Source organism: Haladaptatus salinisoli, assembly GCF_020614375.1.
Classification (GTDB): Archaea; Halobacteriota; Halobacteria; order Halobacteriales; family Haladaptataceae; genus Haladaptatus; species Haladaptatus salinisoli.
Genome location: NZ_CP085330.1, coordinates 237,076 through 256,414 on the forward strand (window position 1 = coordinate 237,076; position 19,339 = coordinate 256,414).

The window sequence follows — 19,339 nt, forward strand, 5'->3', positions numbered from 1 at the left end:
CTACTACACATCTTGGAGAAGATATAAGTACTGGAAACGATAACAACGTCAACTATGAGCGGGATACGCCTAGAAAATGTTAGAAAACGGTATAGCAGGAATATCGTCGCAGTGGACGAATTCAACCTGGATATCGAAGATGGCGAATTCGTTACTATCGTAGGACCATCCGGATCGGGAAAATCAACGATCCTCCGAATGATAGCCGGCCTCGAAGATATTACGGAGGGTGCGATTTACATCGGCGACCAGCGAATCAACGACGTTCAACCTCAGGATCGTGACATCGCTATGGTGTTCCAAAATTACGCACTCTATCCCCATATGACCGTTGAACAGAACATGTCCTATGGATTAAAACTCAATTCGGATCGGTCAGATGAACAAATTGAGAAAGGAGTGCGGGAAGCTGCGGAAATGATGGGGATCGAAGAACAGTTGGACAAAAAGCCTAGCGAACTCTCCGGCGGCCAGCAACAGCGAGTGGCTACCGGTCGCGCAATTGTCCGCGACCCATCCGCCTTTCTGATGGACGAACCACTCTCAAATCTCGATGCGAAACTCCGGGCTCACATGCGTACCGAGCTCCAACGAATCCAAGAAGACCTCAATACGACCACGGTTTACGTGACACACGATCAGGAGGAGGCAATGACGATGAGCGATCGAGTCGTGATTTTAAATCACGGAGAACTCCAACAAGTTGGCACGCCGAGAGAGGTGTTTTCGGAGCCGAAAAATACGTTCGTCGCCGAATTCATTGGAAGTCCTTCGATGAATTTCTTCGATGTACAGTTATTGGATTCGACGCTCACTGGCTCCGACATTACGTATTCACTATCGGAATCTTTTGCTAGTCGCATTCGGAAACGGAGTACGAACGACGAACTAATTCTCGGAATTCGGCCCGAACATATGGCGTTCGCGGATGAAAGCACTTCCAACGGGATCGAAGCAGTGCTCGAAGTGTGGGAACCGATCGGAGATGACAATTACTTGTATCTACGAAGTGGCGATACTGAATTCAAGATGCGCGTCTTGGGTCAGATCGACTGCTCGGAAGGCGATAATATCCATGTTTCGTTCGACGAGTCTGACGCCCATATTTTCGACCGCTCGACGGGGAAGAACATATTATTGACCGATTCACCCAACACCGTTACTTCCGACGCGACTACGCAGGCAAAGTGAGTCCCCAGAAGAATCACCGTCCTATGCAGTCTCCTCTATCTGTAGATTCTACATAGAATAGTATTCTTGGTAGCTACATCATTCTCCTTCCGACATCATTTTTTATGGTGTATGGATTACCAAAACGTTTAACACGGTGTGTCGCGCTGATTGTTAACATGGTAACGTCAGGTGTAGGGAATAACACCTTGTCGAGGAGACAATTTCTCGGTGGTACCGGTGTAGCTGGTGCTACAGGATTGGCCGGTTGTAATTCATACAACGCAATTGTCGGTGAAGCGAAGAAAAGCGCCGAGACAACGATTCAATTCTGGACGCTCTTCGGTGGTGGCGACGGAGCGACGATGGCATCGATTGTAGACCGATTCAATGAACAACAACCGCTAGGGGATGTCTGGATTGAACGACAACGGATCCCTTGGAGTAGATACTATACGAAGTTGTACACCGCTCTGGTCGCAGACAAAGGTCCGGATATTGCAATCATGCACCAGGCGCTAATGGGACGATTTCAGCAAATGCTCGTTCCATTCAATAAGTATCTAAGTGAATCTGCCGAGAAAAAATACGTTTCGACGTTATGGAAACGCATGCGTTTCGGCGATGACCAGTTAGCGCTCCCGCTGGATGCTCATCCAATCGGAGTATACTATAACCCGAAGCTTTTCGAAAAGGCCGGTCTTGATCCACAGTCTCCTCCCACAAATTTCCGGGAGTTTAAAAAAGCCTGTGATACGATCGTGAACAAAACTAATGCTCACGCGTTCGCTCCAACTCCCTATCTCGATCCCATTGGGATGCTTAGAACGTTTATCGCCTTCACCCATCAGCGCGGCGGAGAACTGTTCAACGATTCTTTAACGAAAGCTACGTTCGATGATAAGGCCGGTATGGGAGTAGCGGAGTTATTTAGCGACATAACTGGGAAGTACGGTTGGGATATCCCAAACGCATCGGAGAATAGAGCAGACATTGCGTTCCAAGATAACAAATTAGCAATGACGATAAACGGCACTTGGTACGCGGCTGTTTTGGAGTCACTCGAGGGTTTTGAATGGAGCATGTTCAAGCCATTCGTCGCACCAGGAAAAAAACAAGGTTACACCGAATCAGGAAGCCACACTATCGTGTTACCTCGAAATCCAAATCGAAACGAGCAAAAAACACAGATCGCGGTCAACGTCGCCGAATGGATTACGCAGAAGAATCCTGTATGGGGAACTCGAGCCGGACATTTACCGGCGGCGACCGACGCGTTGAATTCTCAGGCTTTGCGCAATTCACCACTATGGCCGAAATCACTGGCCAAGTTCTTTGAGATGGCGAGCGATGATCAGTTTGCCTACCTACCGCGGACCCCATTCAATGTCAACAACGATTCGACGTGGAGCTTTTTCCCTGATATCTACGCGCACAACGTACCGCCTCAAAAGGGAATACAGCGAGGAGTTAACAGCATCCAGAATTTAATCAACGATGTCAATTAAAGATCGATTCGGTTGGGACAGTCAGCACCGTGTAAGAAAGACTTTTCGACAGCGAGAGACGATTGACGGAATCCTGTTTTCTCTCCCGTATCTCGCTTTTTTCTGTTTATTCCTCCTATATCCATTATTACAGGGATTCTATATGAGCCTCTTCGAGTGGGATCCGCTCTTTCCCTCCCAGTCACAGTTTATCGGCATACAGAACTACGTCTCAATGTTCCAGGATCCAGCGTTTTGGAACGCATTATGGAACACCGTGTACTTCGTCGTTCTCACAGTGCCGACGATGGTAATTTTGAGTTTAGCGCTCGCCCTTGGAGTCAACAAGAAGGTGTTCGGTTGGCGGTACCTACAGACAATCTACTTTAGTCCATATATCCTAACCGTCTCCATTGTTGGAATCGTCTGGTCGCTGTTCTTAATGACCGGATTTGGCCCTCTCAATTATTATCTCGGGTTCATAATGGACAATCCACCAGATTGGCTCGGTTCACCAACGTTGGCGATGCCAGTGCTCGCCCTGGTCACCGACTGGTGGCTTCTCGGCTTCAATTTCGTCATCCTACTGGCTGCACGCCAAAACGTTCCGCAACGACTGTACGAAGCAGCCAGGCTTGATGGAGCAACCCCGTGGCGAGCGTTTCGAGATATCACGCTTCCACAGATGCGCAATGCGATCGCATTCGTCGTCATCATTCAGTTTATACAGCAGTTTCAGGTGTTCGGTCAGCCGTACGTGATGACGAACGGTGGGCCTAACAACGCCACCATGACGCTTGTTTTCTATCTCTATAATGCGGCATTTAGCCAACAGCGGTTCGGCTACGCCGCAGCAATCGGCTATCTGTTATTCGCTATTCTCGTCGGCGTCTCGTACATCAACTATCGGTACATCGGGAGTGATTCAGCATGAGTAGTTCCACCGTCCGCCGGATCAGTGGTATCAATAATGGCAATACACTGCGTACGATAGCGATCCACATTGGGTTGTACGGCGTTGCACTTCTGTTCGTGTTGCCGTACCTCTATATGATTTCACTATCCCTCCAGCCTGAGAGCATCGCAATCAGTTCGACACCTCATTTCATTCCGCCCGAGATCACTTTCGCGAATTACTCGGAATTGATCTCTAGCTCACTGATCATCCCGTGGGTGATCAACACCTTTATCGTCGCAACGGTCGCGACGGTACTCGTCCTGATCGTCGATTCGATGATCGCCTTCTCGCTCACACGGTTAGATTGGCCCGGCCAATCGGTATTGTTGAGCATCATTGTTGCCAGTTTCCTTGTCCCTTTCTACGTGAATCTGGTGCCGCTGTTCACCATAGTGGCTGATCTGGGTCTCGTCAGTAACTTACTTGGCGTAATCCTTCCTGCAGTGGCGAATCCGCTTGGGGTCTTCTTACTTTATCAGTTTTTCCGTGACATCCCCGACGAGTACGACGAGGCCGCTCGACTAGACGGGTTCTCGAATTTCCAGATCTATACCCGTATTATCCTCCCGATTTCGAAGCCGATCCTTTCTGCCTTGGCCATCTTCGTGTTCATCTTCAACTGGAATCAATTCGTTTGGCCCGTGGTGGTACTACAGAGTCAGGGTTCGTTCACTCTCCCGCTCGGATTGGTCGTGCTCCGAGATACCTTCACGTTCCAACCGGGTCTTATCATGGCTTCAGGGGTCATCGCCGCGCTACCGTTGTTCATATTGTTCTTGATATTACAGGATCGCATCATCGAAGCAGTGCAGTTCCAAGGGACAACCGGATGACCACCACAACCACGAGTATGGATCATTTTCGCCGCTCGTTTCAGCAGACGGGGGTTTTTATCTATCAACATAGTCTTTCTCTTGTACTAATAAGCATCTGCTGGTTCGTCGGGTCGATTCCTATCGTAACGTCCGGTCCGGCCACACTTGGCGCGTACTCAGCAATACGTTCGATCCGAGATGGCGACCGGATTGAGACGAGAATGATTCGTCGAACGCTGCGTCGCCATGGCCTCAACGCGACTCTACTAGGGCTTGTTCCCCTTATCGTCGGTGTGATCACGGTAATTTACTTTCAAAAATATACTGTAACGAATTCCACCTTCTATATCATCTTCTCTATTGGTGGTGTGTACTTGTTCTCTTTTATCTCTATCATATCGCTGACGACATTTGTCCGCCTTTCCGATGGGTGTACATTTGTAGAAGCAGTAAAAGAGAGCTACGGCTGGGTAATTCACAACCCACTACTTTCTCTGCTGATCATGCTAACTTCAGGTGTTCTCCTCCTAATTGGTATCGTTTCGATCGTCGGGCTAGTCATCATAATCCCTGCAATTTTATTCAGCTTTCATTTAGAAGTCGTCCAGACCAGTGTGTCGCAAATCGCCCATAACGGTGATCCATAACGGAAGAGGTCGACCGTGGATTTACCAGCGTCATCGATCGGATATCAAACCAGAGAACGGGCCGTTATCGTTGGATTCCAATAGAATCTGTCGAGAATACCAAGGACTCCTCAGGACGATCCAGTGCACATGCATTCGGCGAGATAAGAATGATCTCGTCAAGCCATACATTCTCTTTGCCGATGCGCGAAAACGCTGGTTTTTCATCCGCGGCCATGGTAAGGAGATGTCGAGGGATGACAGCTGCGACTGGTTGGTCGTCCACGGCGTCGGTGATTTGCAGGCCATAGACGATAATTTCGCCCGCCTTGCATGGACGAGTGACGATGACACCGCCAGTCGCCGTGAGCCAGCTTCCGTGTATTCGACACGAACCTCGTCTCGCAACGTTCGTCGGCACCACGCAATTCTGGTGTGCTCTCGGAGGTCGTCGTGACACTGCCAGAAGTGGGGGAACGTTGACGCCGCGCGCGTCGGCACGGATCCGTCGGGGTCGCACTACTTTTCGTCGACTCCGACGTCGTCCGGATCAATTGAAGATTGCCACTCACCGGATAGCTCGACAGTCGGATCGTGGGTCAACACTCGTAAGGGTTCTTGCAGGATTTGATTCATCGCAACTAAATCGCTCTTGTGCATTCAGCGAGTTTGTCTACTTATATACGTATTATAACATTCATAATTATTATAAGCTATAGACTTGCCCGAGGTGTATACTTAATTAGATTCAAAGAGTATCTCGATGTAGATTCAGGAGGATATTGACTATGGTACGAATAGAACGTGTCGCAGACGTGCACGCCGAAACCGGCGAAAATCCTCTGTGGCATCCGGACGAGAAACGGCTCTACTGGCTCGATATTCCGCCGGGGAAACTCTACAGCTATGATCCCAAAACGGATTCAAACGAACTCGCCTACGAGATGCCTGACAAGTCCGCCATTGGAGGATTCACTGTCGAAGCCGATGGAGCGCTACTGCTCTTCGGGGCTGGTGGTCGCATAACCAAATGGGAACCGGCGACGTCTAGGACGACTGTTGTCGTTGATGGCATCGACAGGGAAGCAAATGGCCGATTTAACGATGTTATTGCCACGCCCGAAGGACGGGTTTTCTGCGGGTCGATGCCGACCGAGAACCATCTTGGTTCACTCTATAGACTCGACAGGGACAGATCGGTGACAACCGTCCTTTCGGACATCGATATCGCCAATGGCATGGGGTTTACCGCCGACGAAAAAACGTTTTATTTCACTGAATCGAACGCCCGGCGCATATATGCGTTCGACTATTCCCGTGAAAGCGGAGAACTTTCCTCTCGTCGAACCTTCGTCCAAAAACCGGCGGATAACGGTATTCCCGACGGGATGGTTGTTGACGCTGACGGTTGTGTATGGTCAGCACGGTGGAACGGTGGCGTCGTCGTACGGTACGATCAAAACGGGAGATCCATCAGCAAAATCGAATTTCCGGCTCGCAAAGTGTCAAGCGTCGCCTTCGGCGGCCCGGATTTCGAAGATCTTTACGTGACAACCGCACTTGGGGAGGGTGGTTACCGACCAAAAGAGGGTGACGGTGCCGGAGCTCTCTTTCGAGTAAGTGAACTTCATGTAGGTGGGGTTCCAGAGTACTATTCAAGAGTCGCGACTAAGTAGTTCAGACCAAACGAGGCTGACTGAAGCAAAATTGAAAAGTATTGTTTCAAAATTTCTTACCTGAATGTCTGCCGGTATTTTGTATCGATCTCACTAAGTACCACTTTTACAACTGAACTCCGGAATGGTCTTAATAACGTGAATAATATTTAAGCAATAAAGCGGCTTATGTGATCGCCTACCAGCAGAACGTCTCACGGACTTAACCGCCAAGTATGGATTCTAACAGAGAATTGTGTACTACTAGCTTCAGAATTTTGAAAAAATTCGGGTTACGGCACTTCCGTGTTAAGTCACCTTTTCGCACGCGAGCGCCGAAAGACTACTTTCGAAGATCGAGTAAGAAATTTTGAAACCCATTGATATCTCTGGGCGAACGGAGAGACGCAGCAGTTCTGGCGTCCAAATAACCGCCGCAAGCTCAGATCGGTCGCAAGAGCGTGCGATCATGCTTCTCCAGGGGTTACCATAATTTTGAATATAAATTTAATCATAGACCCGAAGGAAAAGTGGTCAGCCGGCGGACCATGACTAACACAAGGTGGACCTCGTTTTCAACATGTACTTGACTGAAGTCCGATGGACCGAGCCAGTAGCCTGATTATTTTGCTTGGTCCACTTCACGGCTCACCGGCAGGTTTATCTCTATATGCAACCAAACAGTTGCACGTTGTCCTATGGACTCTAACGACGACGTATTCCAAGCGCTGTCCGACAGCACTCGGCGGTTGATCCTAGAGGAGTTGACGGACAACAACGAACAGACGCTCTTCGAACTCTGTGCGCGCCTGACCATGGAGCACGATGTCGACATGTCTCGACAGGGCGTGAGCAAGCACCTCGACGTCCTCGAGGAGGCCGGTCTTGTGACCTCGATGCGTCGCGGCAGAACCAAGGTCATGGAGTTCGCTGGCAATGACCAAATCAAGGAAGCAGCAGCCTGGATGGATCGTCTGACCGAGAGCGACACCGATGCGAAATCCGAGAGGAGCTAACATAATGGAAATATACGTAACAAGCGTACCCGTGGACGACCAACAGAAGGCCTTGGAGTTCTACACGAACGTTCTGGGCTTCGAGAAGAAGACCGACGAATCAAATGGCGGGACGAGATGGTTAACTGTGGTTGGGCCAAAATCGCCCGACGGTGTTGAGCTTCTCTTGGAACCCATCGAGGATGAAGCAATTTCCGAAGAGCTGGAAGCGTACCGCGACTCGCTCGTCACTAACGGCATCCCTTGGACCTCGTTCGCGTGCGAGGACGTAGAGGCTGAATACGAACGCCTGAGCGAGCAAGACGTCGAATTCACCCAGGAACCGATGACCGCCGGGGGCGTCACGATGGCCGTCTTCGATGACACCTGTGGGAACCTCATACAAATCATCCAACAGAGAGGCTGATAGGGGCGACTGAGCCACGTCACCTACCCAGTTAATTCGGATGGATGTTAAAAAATTAGAATATGAAATTCCAGAAGAACAACGACGGTATCTCAAATAATCATGAACTATGACGGGTAATAAGAGAGCATAAGGGGAGGAGGGAGAGTCGTAACAAGAAATCAGAGGCGCGTCGGGCGATGCGGATTCGGTCAAAATGGCAGTCATCCGTTAGTATGGGTGATCGCTTTCTAGTAGGTGGTAGCACTCTCAAACAAAGCAGTCGCTCAGAGCGTGGTCTGGTACGATCTCGATTGAGTGACATCATTCGGATTCCTCGTTGGGATACGCATAGAGCAATTCGCGCTCACAATCCTCATATTCACTTGCAGACCCACTGAAGATGAGATATCGCTCTCGGGTGGTGGCTCCGATCGCGATGGTCTCCAGAGAGCGTCCGTCGTAGTCGAATTCACGACTCTGTTGAACCCTTAACAGATAACACGAACCATGGATTGATGACAGAGGAGGTTTTGGGCAGGGGAAGATACACCCACGAAAAAATTTTGACATCACTCATTCACGCCTATGCTTCAGTGCCTCCCTGCAACGTCCGATACGCTTGAACTCCTTTAGCGAAACTCGCGGTACCTAATATAGCAAACGCGATTGTCACCATCGTGATCCCGTAATTTAGATAGTAACCAACTGCTTTGAGAAATGCGAGAACGCCCATAACCGGAAGCAGATGAAAATAAACATTTTCCTGACCACCAATAGTAAAAGCCCCACTAAGTGCAACAATCCCGAAAAGCACGGTCATAACTGGTGCGTCCGTACCCCACTGACTAACCGAGTACCCTGTTGCCGCACCGCCAGCTAATAGGAGTCCCCACCCGTTAATCCGTTTTCGCCATACCCGTGTATCCATAGTATGGTGAAATATCTCCCTTGATAGAAATGCTATCGGTGTACGATTCGCATCACGAACTCAACAGCCAGTGTGAGATGAAAGATATGCACTCTGACTGAGAACGAGTTTGAACGACTCGCTGTCGTGTCTTAGGTACGTTTATTCTTTCCTTTCCTCTGACTGGGGAACGTATGTACTGATGGCAATTCCCGAACCGACCGTCTTCGTATCCACAAGTCGTAGAGTAGTCACATCGCTCGTCTCTCCGAAGAGGCGCTTGCCACTTCCCAGGATGATGGGGAAGGTCATGAGCCGATACTCGTCGACCAGATTGTGTTGCATTAGCGTGTGCACGAGCCGTGCGCTCCCGTAGACCAGGATATCACCACCCGGCTCTTGTTTCAACTTGGAGACTTCATCCGCGACGTTCTCTTTGATAAGCGTCGAATTGTTCCATTCAAGAGGTTCTTCGAGCGTCGTGGAAACGACGTACTTGGGCATACTGTTCATTTTGTCAGCAAACCCTTCGTCATCGGTCATGGAAGGCCAAGCCGCTGCAAACCCCTCATAGGTCACCCGACCTAGCAGAAGCGCATCGCTTTCCAACACTTCCTCGAGTTTGAACTCGTCGCCTTCGGGGCCACGGTCGAATTGAAACGTCCAACCACCATGCTCAAATTCTTCTCCACCCCCTGGGGCTTCCATCACGCCATCCAATGATACGTACTCCGAGACAACCACTTTTCGCTGCGTTTCGGACGTCTGGTCTGGACTGCTCTCTGCCGTGCCAATGTCACCCATCTGTAATCTTCCCCATTCTTTTGTAGACTAAGAGAAGATCGCACGGAGTATAGAGATATCGGCAGTTTTCAAATATCCTGTCTCGAACAGTTCAAGGAACGGAATCCCATAATGTAGTCAACAGCCATTGGTTGGCACTCACGTCATCGTCGCCGTTCCGTTGGATATCGCTGCAACGCATAATGAGCACGTTAAGCGGATGGTATTAGGTATCGGTAACGTCGCACAGACAATACCGACGCTCGCAATTATCGCCCTCGTCTTCCCACTCCTCGGACTTGGGTTCCTCCCTTCGCTCGTGGGTCTGTTCGCTTACGCACTATTGCCAATTCTCACGAACACGGTAACGGGCCTCGAAAACGTCGATGAGAGTACGGTCGCGGCGGCGCGTGGCATGGGAATGACTGCTGGTTCCGACTAGGGAGACTATCAGTCGAAGAATTATTGTGAGTTGTCTGAGGGTGCAATAACTTGGGTAGTTCACTGAACAGGCTACGAAGGGCGATATCACACTGAAGTGATCCTCAACGGTGCTCAAAGAGCAATTCGTTGCTCATATTTAATAGTTTGTAAGCTGCATCATCAGGTATGGTGGGGAATTCGAATCCGAATGAAGAAGAGTCGATCGGGGCATCATCGGATACGCGTGATGAGTTGCGGACGATAGGCTTTCGACTCCGCGAGATTCAACGATTGTTGGGAATGCGCGTGAAGCAGGAAAATCGGCGACTCGAGACCGAAGGAATTGACCCCGTTTCATCAACTGGCTTCTTTAAGGATATAGATCGGTTAGGGGAGATCTCACAGACCACGATCAATGAAGCTGTAGATTCGCTCGGGGACCTTGGCCTTGGTGACTCCGTTCGTGGAACGCTTAGTGATGGAACCACAATCGAAGGAACAGCGAGCCCGATTGATTATACCCCAGCTGAACACCTTCGGCTGGAAGTTGAATCGGTCGACGATCCATCTATCCGGTATGAACTCATCTCTCATTATAAATCTGGAAAATGGGAGCCAATTCGAGTGCGACGGTATCAAACCGGTGATGACGATTGGATTCCCCGTGGTGTAATCACGAACATTCGCACACCTCCTTAATTATCCCAAACTACCGTCGATTTTCGGTCTTCACTTGATTCATATATTGTTGTGTGATATCCGGATTATTTTATTGTGAGCTTAGAGAGGTAGAGATTCTTAGCCGTTGAGGAAGGGTTCGTCAGCAAGTAAACCAGTTTGAGGAGCACGAGAACGGACATTGCAATCGTCGCGACGACACCGTAGCCGAATCCCGCTCGCAGTCTATGTCCTGTCATACTCACGGAGACTCCGAGCGACCAAATAAGGCTAAGACAAGCTCAGACTGACGGACTGAACGATCCACACCAGGTGAGTGCAACCTAACCCAGTCGGCGATCCACGGGATGCCAGATGGCGTCGAAATCAGTCACCAAGACAAGGATCCCCATCGCTCCGACGAGGACGCTGAGGTTCTTCCAGTCAGGCCCGACGTACAGTATCGCCACGAGCATCACCGGAATCAGGATAGGGCCGCGAGTCGTTCCCCAACGCCGACGAGGAGGAGTACAACAAGTGACCCTTCCGGGGAACGTCGCAAACGTGTTTGTGTGCCCTCTGTCGCACGTTCGGAGAGGATATACATGCACTCGAAGGAACGGAATACGAGGGGTGGGAGGTCGAGTCACTACGAACGGAGTTGATCCATACTTATCTGCCGTATCTGGAAGATCGGAAGGTTCTCGAATACGACGCACGGTCAGAGATGGTTCGGTATCATAGCCATCCGACAGTTAAAGCTGCTCTCGAAACAATCAACGATCAATAACGTTACTGACTGAGCTTTTGCAGAAAAAATCGTAACTGATACAGTCGCTGCCTCAAACAGCCTACAGAAGAGTATGAGATATGAAACGATACAACAAGAGTCTCATTGTTGGCGTTCGACTGGATAAGATCCGAATTTCATCCAAAATATGGTGCGTGATTGTAGTACTCTCGGAAATAGTGGATACCGATGAGAGTATATTCCTATGGTGCTTCTCTCTTGAACGGGGATTGCAAGCACCCTGACATTGAATCTCCGTGATACTAATGGATCCTACTGACAATCTCAAAGAGGTGAGTGCAGCAACAGTCGCCTTTGAAAATGATCTGAAAGCACTCATCTTGGGGGCCTTCGCAGATGGAGCAGCAATCGAAGGGACGTGGGAAATTACTCTCCCCGTCAACGATGCGCCGAATTGGACGGTCGAAATTGCCAAGGTCCGTACTGATGTTCCCACATACGATTCTGAGTTTATCGAAGAATAAGCACTACGATAAATCGTGTCCAATGAGGGAGGACAGATTATGGCAACTGATGTATTACACCATTGTTAGTTAACAGATTGCGAATCTTTAAGCATCGGTACTTCATATCAGCACCTACTCCGCTGAAGTCGGAGAGAAGCTGGCGAGTCGTGTGTTGTGGCGTAGGCTGAGTATGTGCTAAGAAGATTATGAAGACTGAAACGCCAAATGCATCGACAAGCAGCACTGCCACGGGTGAACTCACTCCGACAACCATTTTCGATCTCCTCGCAAATGACCATCGACGATATACGCTTCATTACCTCTCACAAAAAGTCGGGGCAATCTCACTCGGCGATCTCGCAGAACAGATCGCTATCTGGGAAGATGCACCCACGTACGAGCAATACGAGCGTATCCTCACCGGCCTTCACCACAGGCATCTCCCGAAGTTGGTTGCTGCTGGGATCGTGCACTACGATGTAGAAGCCGAGTCGATTGAGCTCCTAGAGACTGCTGATCCGCTACTACCTCATCTCAAGCTCGTCGCGCCGACTGATATTCAGTAACGATCAAATTATCACTCTTCTTCATGCCCCGTAATGGAGAATCTTACTTTTGGGGACGTTCGCTGGTCGGTGATCTTCAAGGCCGTCAGTTGCCATGACATAGATAAAAAAAGGACAGAAGCGAGAATTAGTTTGGCAATTCATTGCGACCTGCACGAACGCACGGGAAGCACGGGAAACCACTAAGGCCGTCACGGTCGCAGTCTACTGACGATTCGTCGTCTCAGCGTCGTTGGTGTCGTCAATATCGTCGTCTTCGCTGTCCTCCGACGGGAAGGCCTCCAGCGTCCCGTCGTCAGTCGCGTTCTTGACGCCAGCCATGACCTTGCAGAATGCGTTCTGGTGAACGTGGTGCGTGTAGGTGCACGCCATCGCGTCGTCCGTCACGTCGTCTAGCGTGACGACGTAGTGGTGTTCAACGGGCTTGTCGTTGCTCTCGTTGGTCACTTCAACCATCCTAGGGGCTTCGACGTTGTAGGAGAATTGTTCCTACTGTGCGCGTTTCTGTATTGTCTCGTCAGCGTCACGGGCTACGGATTGTTTTGTACTCACGGTTTTTCGCTCTAGTTTCAGAAGACCAGTACCGGATGTGCCATCACCCGGCGCGTTTCGACACGGCCGGGGCGCTGTTCTTTCTACCAAGTACTATGTGAAAGATGGTACGAAAAGCGCTAATATACTACGCAGTTTGACTAGACCAGTCGGGTCTCACACGTGCTCATGGTTGGAACGTGAGCAACTCGGGAATCATGACGACGAGTCCGGCCACGAGGAAGACCGCCGCTGGGATTGATGCCGAAAGTGGATCGTCGACCCGAACAAGATGCGTCAGGATCGCCCCGATCATCGTCGTAGCGATCAAGAAACCACCCAGGACACCGAGTATTGGTGCGAATACGAGCCCAGCGAGTAGCCCGAGACCACCAAGAACCTCAACACCGCCAGTCACGATGAGGAACCACTGTGGGTACCCAAACTGGTCGAATTGCGTTGTATGGAAGTCAGTGCGAATGAACTTCACGCCGCCCGAGGCCAACATGATGAGTCCAAGTAGTCCTTGTATGACGAGAATGGCCGTTTCAATTGTGCTCATAGGCATTTGCGACTAAGGCAGCGGCAGGAATCAGGATGCTCCACCATATATGGGGTCGGCTATATACTGAGGAGCAACTCACTGCATGAAATGAAGACCGAATAGTCAACACTCTCTCTCCATGGATGAGGACTACTCTCGTGAGAAAGCTCACGGGACGAGTTCAGCAAAGATTGTCGCTTGGGCTTTTCGGAGGTGCTCGCCCACAGTTTCGGGGCCACAGCCGAGTTCTTCGCCAATATCTTTGTAGGTGGCTGTTCGTGGATCTTGAAAATAGCCTAGTTTGAGTGCAACCGTCACTGTCTCCTGTTGGCGTTCGGTCAATTGTTCGAACAGCCGTGTGGTCGATGGAGAATACTCGCCAATGGCTTCGACAGTGAGGTCGAAAGTTTCAGGAATCTCTGTGAGCGCCGTTTGGATCGTCTGTTGCTCTCCCAGCAGTGTTACCCGCAAGTCGTCGTCTTCGGTGAATGTCATCGGAGTATCGACAACGAGTCCGTGCGTCTGTACGATGGAGTGGAACGTTGTAGCGGTCTCGCTCCATTTCTGGTGAACGTACGCATAGAGACTGCGATCCACCTCAGAGAGATCATACGCAAGAACATCAGAATGAGCATCCAGTAATGCCTCCGCTCGCTCGCGATTTCCGTCGAATTGGACGAGAAGCACACCGGTTCCGTCATCGAGCATCCGTATGTGATCTAGTGTTCGCCGCTTCACTACCGAATCGTTGGCAAACGCTTGTACGATGGGATCATATGCAGACTCAGTGGAAGTGAGAAGGATTGTCACAAATCTCATGTTGAAGAGAATGACCTGCAACAGCAAATGGTTTTAGTGAGGCCACTGTGCCTCGATTCTGTCGTTGATCCCGTGGATTCGATATCTCAGTAAATGTCCCTGTCCAACCAAACTCTGAGATCAGTTTTCACCCGTTATCGTCCTGCCCAGCCCACAGTACCGACACCGGCCTCGTCTGCGGTAGTAGTACGCGAGCGCCGCCACCCCGAGTGCGGCTCCCCAGATGGGCCACAACAGTACCGGACCAATGGCTGCCCAGCCGTCAGTGAGAGTGAAGAAGGATGTACCGAGTACCGTCTTGCGTACGAACATCAGGCCAGCAGTGGTCACCAAGACAGAAACTAGTGAGGCGGGAACGACCGCCAACCAGATGGGAACCCGCGTTCCAGCTAGGCGTGGGAGCCAGCGGGGAAAGGTCTCGCCCCACGGCTGGATGAGCCCGAGTGTGAGAATCGCGCCGCCAAGCGCTACCGTGCTAAGAGCTACTCCTGACCAGAGCCCCCCACTGGCCTGGCCCGTGCGAAGGATTTCCTCGGAGATACCTAACGGGATGCCCAGTTCCCACGCTAACCGTGTTGTGGCATACAAGAGGGGCACAATGACTGCGACGACGGTAGCCCATCTACCCCACCGTGCTGCCGCGGCTGGCGTCGTCCATCCGGTATCGCTGTCAGTGCGCCCGCAATTCCCGCAGGCGTTCCTGCTCCGGCGCTGGTAGGCGACGGCCGCTGCAATCCACAAGAATCCACCTCCTATGAGGATGAATTGATTCACCACCGGCCAGGGTATGGCGTCGAAGAAGTTCTCTGACGGCCAGCCGAAGGGCGCGCCGATCAATACGATAGGTACGAGAGCCGTGGCGAGGAGTCCGCGGGCATCGGGCACCACCAGCAATAGCACGGCTCCGAAACTCCACGCGATGGTGAGGAGCACTGTCCGCGAGAATCCATGCCCCCACGTCCGGGCCATCGCAAGCGCCACCACCGCACCGACCAGCCCCATTGCAGTAATCACTGGCGCAGCAGTCTCAACCTGTACACCCGCCATAATTGATAACGTAGCTCCTCCCGGGTCGTTCTCAGCCCCGAATGGAAATCCACTACCACCGAACGTCCAGTATATTCCGAGCGCGCCGTATATCAACGACCAAACGCTGGCTGCATATGCAACCCACGCTGGCCACCGTACTAGTGTGTGAGAGACCCTTCTCGCGCTGTTTGCCATCTTGTCGTGGAATAGGTCAGTCATCAGTCGTTTCCTCATCGTTTCTTACTGAAGCCGATCTGTTCGCCGAGCTGGCTTGCATATCGTCAACCACACTGGTGTAAACACAGTGAATAGTTCCTCTCATTATGGTTATCCCTCTTGTACTCATAAAGAAATCTGGAAAGGGCATGTGAATGGTGCCGAAGTTCTTCGGCAGTTTTTATATTGCCAGCGGCGTTCGCGTTTCTAAGAGATGGTGATAGGAGGATGGGTGCTAGGCTTACCAACAGATCGATGATTTATCAACACGCTGTACACCGCGTTCCGATGGTCATCCATTCGAGAGATTACCCTTGAGATACATAACTGTCTTAACGGACCCAGGTGACCGGAAATTCGTCTCTCCTTTCGCTTCTCTGAGCAGGAATGTAGTGGCACGCGAATACCTATACCATTTCAATTTATTGGATGACGGGACGGTTGTCCTTCTCTATCAACTTCAGGGTGATCTGGACCACGCGAGGGCAACGTTCGCTGCAAGCTCGACAGTAATACACTATGATGTCCCAGAGCAAGGGAACGGACTCACGTACCTACATTGTGAGATGCAAGAGCCACTCACATCCTTCCTCTCGATACTACACGAAACGGATGTTCTTATGCCCATGCCGGTACAGTTCCTGAGCGATGACCGCTTGCGGGTGAAGTTTATTGGAGATTACAAGCCACTGCAACGAATCCTTGAGAGAGTATCTGAGTTCGTCGATATAGAAATCGAGCAGGCCGGCGAGTATGTGTCCCCAGGTCACCTCAACTCAGTGCTCACTGATCGTCAGCATGAAATCCTGTCCACAGCCATCGAATACGGGTACTACGAAGTCCCACGACAAGCAACAATACAAGAAATCGCTGACGGATTAGGGCTAAGTCAGGCAACAGTCGGCGAACATCTGCAGAAAATCGAAGCGAGAATTCTCTCTCAGGCCGTGCGGTAACCCTCCTTATCAATTGGGGCAACAGTGTGTTCTGTGGACTTCAGTTGGAAGTAAGTGTCGTAGTTCCAGTACGGTCCGGCAGAACTCAAACTCCACTTAGCCGGAGTTGCGTGCTTTTTCGGTGCGATCTATGAAGTGTTCGATGAACTCTGGAACATCAGTTCGAGCTTTGATTTCATCATAGGAAAGCCAATGCACTGCAGCAACTTCATCGGGAGCTCGAGGATAGGCATTACCCGCTACGTATTCACAGAGAACGACAATATTGAGACAGCAAGTACCGTCATCGGCCTCGAACGTTGTGCTACAGATATACTCGATGTCTCCGACCTTGACACCGACTTCCTCATAGAGTTCTCGGGCAGCTGTTTTCTCGATCGTTTCTGTGCCGCCAGGCGACTGTTCGACTTTACCTCCTGGAAACGCCAATAGGCCAGCAGCGTGGTCTTCATTTTCACCGCGTTCGATGAACAGATACTCATCATCTTTAACAACGACACCATCAACATTTACGACGTATCCATATTCTTCAATCATCATATTGCACTGATCAGTATGATTTCCGTTGTTTTGATTTGCCTATTATCGATTCCTAGGACAAAAGAGTCCACCAAATACTGATCCCAAGACTGTCGATGTACCCATAATCGAGTAATCGTAATCCCAGATAATTTGGATTGAACAACGACTGGGTTACGAATGCTTCTTCTATAATGGCATATGTAAGACCGAGAAGCACCATGCTTAACCATCCAAGTTCAAATCGACGTACTGTTTCACGAATTAATAGAGCGCCACCGCCATAGAGAGGGTCAAGCGCCAACAAGGCCCACAGCCATGTGATTGGTAGGTTACCTAGGAGGAATTCACCGATGTCGAAGGAAGTTGATGAACTGGCTCGGAATATCGACATTTCAACATCCGATCTTCACTTGATGAAGACCCTTTCTTCTAACCGTCCACGAGGCAGTCTTCCTCACCTATTTCTCGTTCTTCGTCGGGTTCCCAAAACTTCCTGTGAGCCACGCACTGAGAAGGCGATCCTCGTTGACTTTGAGTGCATCTCGGATTTGTGGCCACGTAGGTTTGCGTTCGTTATTGCCCATTGCAGTGGAACGTCGAGCTTGAGCGACGATATCCGGACTACTACCGGAAACACGGTGTGCCGGATGGAAAAGAACACCTCATAGTGGGATCATAATTAACGCACATTTGAGTGAATGAAAGAATTTAGACGATCATTACACTACTTCATTTATACACTCTTCGTCGAGAACTGTCGTAGCGTACCAGCTACCTTCGCTATTTCACTCCGGTCAAAGTGGAGCACTGAATGTACCACAGCGCCGCTGGACGATGCGGACGCGTACCGTGCCGTCGTCCTGAAGCAGCCAGCGCAGTTTATCGCCATTGTGCTTAGGGATATTTGACGGATACCGCGGTATTGCTCTCATAAGCTTCCTTCGCTGCGTTGGCAACTGCTTGAGCGCGGGCACCGTCTTTGATGGTTGCTAGCATCTCACCGTTACCGTCTATCGCTTCGGCGAACCGGTCGATTTGACGACGTACCGTTCCATCTATTCGATCGTTCACGATTGGCCAGTGACGGCTATCTGGATGGTCGTATCTATCACCGTGAACTGTTAGTGTATCACCGGGCGTCTCCACACTCGCCTTCCCATTCGTACCGACGATTTCGAACGCGGCTTCAATTCGCCCCGGCGTTTCAGACGGAAGCGTCCCATACCCCTCTAAGACACCGATTGCTCCGTCCTCGAATTCTAACAGCGATTGCGTTGCATCAGGAACGTCGATATCGGATAGTTCACCACGTCGAGCGATGCTCGTTACACGAACCACTCGTCCTTGTGTGCTCCAAAGCATGGCGTCAATGTCGTGGATGTTCATGTAATAGAGCGGATGCCCGCGCGCACCGATTCGACGAGATTCCTCGATTGTGATGCCACGTTTGGCCCGCACGGCGACGACATCGCCAAGTTCACCGGTGGTCACCGCCTCGCGCACTGCAGCGTACGCTGGATCATACCGAAGCACGAAACTCACGCCGGTGACCATATCCGTTCGAGTTTCCCGCTCAGCCAACGCTATGGCTTCGTCAATCGATTCGGTGATCGGTTTCTCTAGGAGGAGGTGAATTTCGTGGTCGAGTATCGCATTCGCTTGCTCAGCATGAACCGTTTCCGGCGTCGCGACAATCACAGCATCGACATCGAATACTTCCGAGTACTCTGTCTCTGCTCGATTCGCATCGTATCGCTCCGCGATGGCGTTCGCCCGGGAGGCATTAATATCGACGACCGCATCGAGTTCGAGCGTTGGGTGTTCGCTCGCTGCACGCGCGTGGTTTTCACCCATGAATCCAGTTCCGATGACGGCGACCCGAGTCACGGGCGACCACCCTCCGCTTTTGCCATCCGTTCGAGTTCCGGAGTCGGTTCGAGTGGGATCACGAACGGCTCTTCGAGTGGTATTTCGTATGTGCGAGGTACAACGCGTTCGATCTGCATGAGCGTCG

The 19,339-nt window shown here is 50.8% G+C and carries 22 protein-coding genes and 1 pseudogene; 13 read left to right on the forward strand and 10 right to left on the reverse strand.

Annotation, left to right across the window (positions count from 1 at the left end; all coding sequences use genetic code 11):
- Positions 1-54: 54 nt before the first annotated feature.
- From LIX00_RS21720 to LIX00_RS21755, 8 genes are all read left to right on the forward strand, one after another.
- Positions 55-1,191 (forward strand): ABC transporter ATP-binding protein, encoded by a 1,137-nt coding sequence (locus LIX00_RS21720; protein ID WP_227357126.1) that lies wholly within the window; start codon positions 55-57, stop codon positions 1,189-1,191.
- 158 nt (positions 1,192-1,349) lie between these two features.
- Complete coding sequence (locus LIX00_RS21725; protein ID WP_227357127.1) at positions 1,350-2,678, forward strand: extracellular solute-binding protein; 1,329 nt, start codon at positions 1,350-1,352, stop codon at positions 2,676-2,678.
- Positions 2,668-3,591 carry a carbohydrate ABC transporter permease gene (locus LIX00_RS21730; protein WP_227357128.1) on the forward strand — a complete coding sequence of 308 codons (924 nt, stop codon included), beginning with the start codon at positions 2,668-2,670 and terminating at the stop codon, positions 3,589-3,591. Before LIX00_RS21725 ends, LIX00_RS21730 begins: the two co-directional genes overlap by 11 nt.
- Positions 3,588-4,448, forward strand: a complete 861-nt coding sequence (locus LIX00_RS21735; RefSeq protein WP_227357129.1) for a carbohydrate ABC transporter permease — start codon at positions 3,588-3,590, stop codon at positions 4,446-4,448. The genes LIX00_RS21730 and LIX00_RS21735 overlap by 4 nt, the downstream gene beginning before the upstream one ends.
- 17 nt (positions 4,449-4,465) lie before the next feature.
- Positions 4,466-5,077 (forward strand): hypothetical protein, encoded by a 612-nt coding sequence (locus tag LIX00_RS21740; protein ID WP_227357130.1) that lies wholly within the window; start codon positions 4,466-4,468, stop codon positions 5,075-5,077.
- A 767-nt stretch (positions 5,078-5,844) separates the two neighbouring features.
- Positions 5,845-6,732 (forward strand): SMP-30/gluconolactonase/LRE family protein, encoded by an 888-nt coding sequence (locus tag LIX00_RS21745; protein WP_227357131.1) that lies wholly within the window; start codon positions 5,845-5,847, stop codon positions 6,730-6,732.
- A 677-nt stretch (positions 6,733-7,409) separates the two neighbouring features.
- A complete protein-coding gene (locus LIX00_RS21750; RefSeq protein ID WP_227357132.1) occupies positions 7,410-7,727 on the forward strand; it encodes an ArsR/SmtB family transcription factor in 318 nt (105 codons plus the stop codon).
- A 4-nt stretch (positions 7,728-7,731) separates the two neighbouring features.
- Positions 7,732-8,133, forward strand: a complete 402-nt coding sequence (locus LIX00_RS21755; RefSeq protein WP_227357133.1) for a VOC family protein — start codon at positions 7,732-7,734, stop codon at positions 8,131-8,133.
- A 565-nt stretch (positions 8,134-8,698) separates the two neighbouring features.
- Here LIX00_RS21755 and LIX00_RS21760 read toward each other — a convergent pair.
- A complete protein-coding gene (locus tag LIX00_RS21760) occupies positions 8,699-8,935 on the reverse strand; it encodes a hypothetical protein (protein WP_227357134.1) in 237 nt (78 codons plus the stop codon).
- A 249-nt stretch (positions 8,936-9,184) separates the two neighbouring features.
- The gene (locus LIX00_RS21765; RefSeq protein WP_227357135.1) at positions 9,185-9,826 is read right to left on the reverse strand and encodes a dihydrofolate reductase family protein; all 642 of its coding nucleotides are present in this window, start codon (positions 9,824-9,826) and stop codon (positions 9,185-9,187) included.
- A 142-nt stretch (positions 9,827-9,968) separates the two neighbouring features.
- Between LIX00_RS21765 and LIX00_RS21770 the strand changes: the two are divergent.
- The 4 genes and pseudogenes from LIX00_RS21770 to LIX00_RS21785 all read left to right on the forward strand — a co-directional run.
- Positions 9,969-10,232, forward strand: a pseudogene (locus LIX00_RS21770) (ABC transporter permease); the annotation flags it as partial.
- A gap of 182 nt (positions 10,233-10,414) precedes the next feature.
- Complete coding sequence (locus tag LIX00_RS21775; protein WP_227357136.1) at positions 10,415-10,927, forward strand: hypothetical protein; 513 nt, start codon at positions 10,415-10,417, stop codon at positions 10,925-10,927.
- Positions 10,928-11,941: 1,014 nt separating this feature from the next.
- Positions 11,942-12,160: a hypothetical protein gene (locus LIX00_RS21780; protein ID WP_227357137.1), complete on the forward strand. Its 219-nt coding sequence runs from the start codon at positions 11,942-11,944 to the stop codon at positions 12,158-12,160.
- A gap of 188 nt (positions 12,161-12,348) precedes the next feature.
- Positions 12,349-12,708, forward strand: coding sequence for a DUF7344 domain-containing protein (locus LIX00_RS21785; RefSeq protein WP_227357138.1), 360 nt, complete (start codon positions 12,349-12,351; stop codon positions 12,706-12,708).
- Positions 12,709-12,912: 204 nt separating this feature from the next.
- Here the strand turns inward: LIX00_RS21785 and LIX00_RS21790 are convergent, their stop codons facing one another.
- The 4 genes from LIX00_RS21790 to LIX00_RS21805 form a co-directional block, all read right to left on the reverse strand.
- Positions 12,913-13,164 carry an SWIM zinc finger family protein gene (locus tag LIX00_RS21790; RefSeq protein WP_227357139.1) on the reverse strand — a complete coding sequence of 84 codons (252 nt, stop codon included), beginning with the start codon at positions 13,162-13,164 and terminating at the stop codon, positions 12,913-12,915.
- Positions 13,165-13,426: 262 nt separating this feature from the next.
- Positions 13,427-13,801 (reverse strand): DoxX family protein, encoded by a 375-nt coding sequence (locus tag LIX00_RS21795; protein ID WP_227357140.1) that lies wholly within the window; start codon positions 13,799-13,801, stop codon positions 13,427-13,429.
- A gap of 150 nt (positions 13,802-13,951) precedes the next feature.
- Positions 13,952-14,602, reverse strand: coding sequence for a helix-turn-helix domain-containing protein (locus LIX00_RS21800; RefSeq protein WP_227357141.1), 651 nt, complete (start codon positions 14,600-14,602; stop codon positions 13,952-13,954).
- A gap of 120 nt (positions 14,603-14,722) precedes the next feature.
- A complete protein-coding gene (locus tag LIX00_RS21805) occupies positions 14,723-15,850 on the reverse strand; it encodes a hypothetical protein (protein ID WP_227357142.1) in 1,128 nt (375 codons plus the stop codon).
- 389 nt (positions 15,851-16,239) lie between these two features.
- Between LIX00_RS21805 and LIX00_RS21810 the strand changes: the two genes are divergently transcribed.
- Complete coding sequence (locus LIX00_RS21810) at positions 16,240-16,803, forward strand: helix-turn-helix domain-containing protein (RefSeq protein ID WP_227357143.1); 564 nt, start codon at positions 16,240-16,242, stop codon at positions 16,801-16,803.
- A gap of 96 nt (positions 16,804-16,899) precedes the next feature.
- Here LIX00_RS21810 and LIX00_RS21815 read toward each other — a convergent pair whose 3' ends face one another.
- The 4 genes from LIX00_RS21815 to LIX00_RS26025 form a co-directional block, all read right to left on the reverse strand.
- Entirely contained in the window at positions 16,900-17,343 is a 444-nt protein-coding gene (locus LIX00_RS21815) for an NUDIX domain-containing protein (RefSeq protein ID WP_368410783.1), read from the reverse strand.
- Between the two features lie 52 nt (positions 17,344-17,395).
- Positions 17,396-17,716, reverse strand: coding sequence for an AF_0692 family protein (locus LIX00_RS26550; RefSeq protein WP_497007354.1), 321 nt, complete (start codon positions 17,714-17,716; stop codon positions 17,396-17,398).
- Between the two features lie 503 nt (positions 17,717-18,219).
- On the reverse strand, positions 18,220-19,212 hold the full coding sequence (locus LIX00_RS21820) for a Gfo/Idh/MocA family protein (protein WP_227357144.1): 993 nt from the start codon (positions 19,210-19,212) through the stop codon (positions 18,220-18,222).
- Positions 19,209-19,331, reverse strand: a complete 123-nt coding sequence (locus LIX00_RS26025) for a hypothetical protein (protein WP_255679372.1) — start codon at positions 19,329-19,331, stop codon at positions 19,209-19,211. Before LIX00_RS26025 ends, LIX00_RS21820 begins: the two co-directional genes overlap by 4 nt.
- Positions 19,332-19,339 lie beyond the last annotated feature (8 nt).

Excerpts from the sequence above, each read along its gene's own strand:
- LIX00_RS21720 (WP_227357126.1), top strand. The coding sequence starts at position 55 with ATGAGCGGGATACGCCTAGAAAATGTTAGAAAACGGTATAGCAGGAAT.
- LIX00_RS21725 (WP_227357127.1), top strand. The coding sequence starts at position 1,350 with ATGGTAACGTCAGGTGTAGGGAATAACACCTTGTCGAGGAGACAATTT.
- LIX00_RS21730 (WP_227357128.1), top strand. The coding sequence starts at position 2,668 with ATGTCAATTAAAGATCGATTCGGTTGGGACAGTCAGCACCGTGTAAGA.
- LIX00_RS21735 (WP_227357129.1), top strand. The coding sequence starts at position 3,588 with ATGAGTAGTTCCACCGTCCGCCGGATCAGTGGTATCAATAATGGCAAT.
- LIX00_RS21740 (WP_227357130.1), top strand. The coding sequence starts at position 4,466 with ATGGATCATTTTCGCCGCTCGTTTCAGCAGACGGGGGTTTTTATCTAT.
- LIX00_RS21745 (WP_227357131.1), top strand. The coding sequence starts at position 5,845 with ATGGTACGAATAGAACGTGTCGCAGACGTGCACGCCGAAACCGGCGAA.
- LIX00_RS21750 (WP_227357132.1), top strand. The coding sequence starts at position 7,410 with ATGGACTCTAACGACGACGTATTCCAAGCGCTGTCCGACAGCACTCGG.
- LIX00_RS21755 (WP_227357133.1), top strand. The coding sequence starts at position 7,732 with ATGGAAATATACGTAACAAGCGTACCCGTGGACGACCAACAGAAGGCC.
- LIX00_RS21760 (WP_227357134.1), bottom strand. The coding sequence starts at position 8,935 with ATGACCGTGCTTTTCGGGATTGTTGCACTTAGTGGGGCTTTTACTATT.
- LIX00_RS21765 (WP_227357135.1), bottom strand. The coding sequence starts at position 9,826 with ATGGGTGACATTGGCACGGCAGAGAGCAGTCCAGACCAGACGTCCGAA.
- LIX00_RS21775 (WP_227357136.1), top strand. The coding sequence starts at position 10,415 with ATGGTGGGGAATTCGAATCCGAATGAAGAAGAGTCGATCGGGGCATCA.
- LIX00_RS21780 (WP_227357137.1), top strand. The coding sequence starts at position 11,942 with ATGGATCCTACTGACAATCTCAAAGAGGTGAGTGCAGCAACAGTCGCC.
- LIX00_RS21785 (WP_227357138.1), top strand. The coding sequence starts at position 12,349 with ATGAAGACTGAAACGCCAAATGCATCGACAAGCAGCACTGCCACGGGT.
- LIX00_RS21790 (WP_227357139.1), bottom strand. The coding sequence starts at position 13,164 with ATGGTTGAAGTGACCAACGAGAGCAACGACAAGCCCGTTGAACACCAC.
- LIX00_RS21795 (WP_227357140.1), bottom strand. The coding sequence starts at position 13,801 with ATGAGCACAATTGAAACGGCCATTCTCGTCATACAAGGACTACTTGGA.
- LIX00_RS21800 (WP_227357141.1), bottom strand. The coding sequence starts at position 14,602 with ATGAGATTTGTGACAATCCTTCTCACTTCCACTGAGTCTGCATATGAT.
- LIX00_RS21805 (WP_227357142.1), bottom strand. The coding sequence starts at position 15,850 with ATGACTGACCTATTCCACGACAAGATGGCAAACAGCGCGAGAAGGGTC.
- LIX00_RS21815 (WP_368410783.1), bottom strand. The coding sequence starts at position 17,343 with ATGATGATTGAAGAATATGGATACGTCGTAAATGTTGATGGTGTCGTT.
- LIX00_RS26550 (WP_497007354.1), bottom strand. The coding sequence starts at position 17,716 with ATGTCGATATTCCGAGCCAGTTCATCAACTTCCTTCGACATCGGTGAA.
- LIX00_RS26025 (WP_255679372.1), bottom strand. The coding sequence starts at position 19,331 with ATGCAGATCGAACGCGTTGTACCTCGCACATACGAAATACCACTCGAA.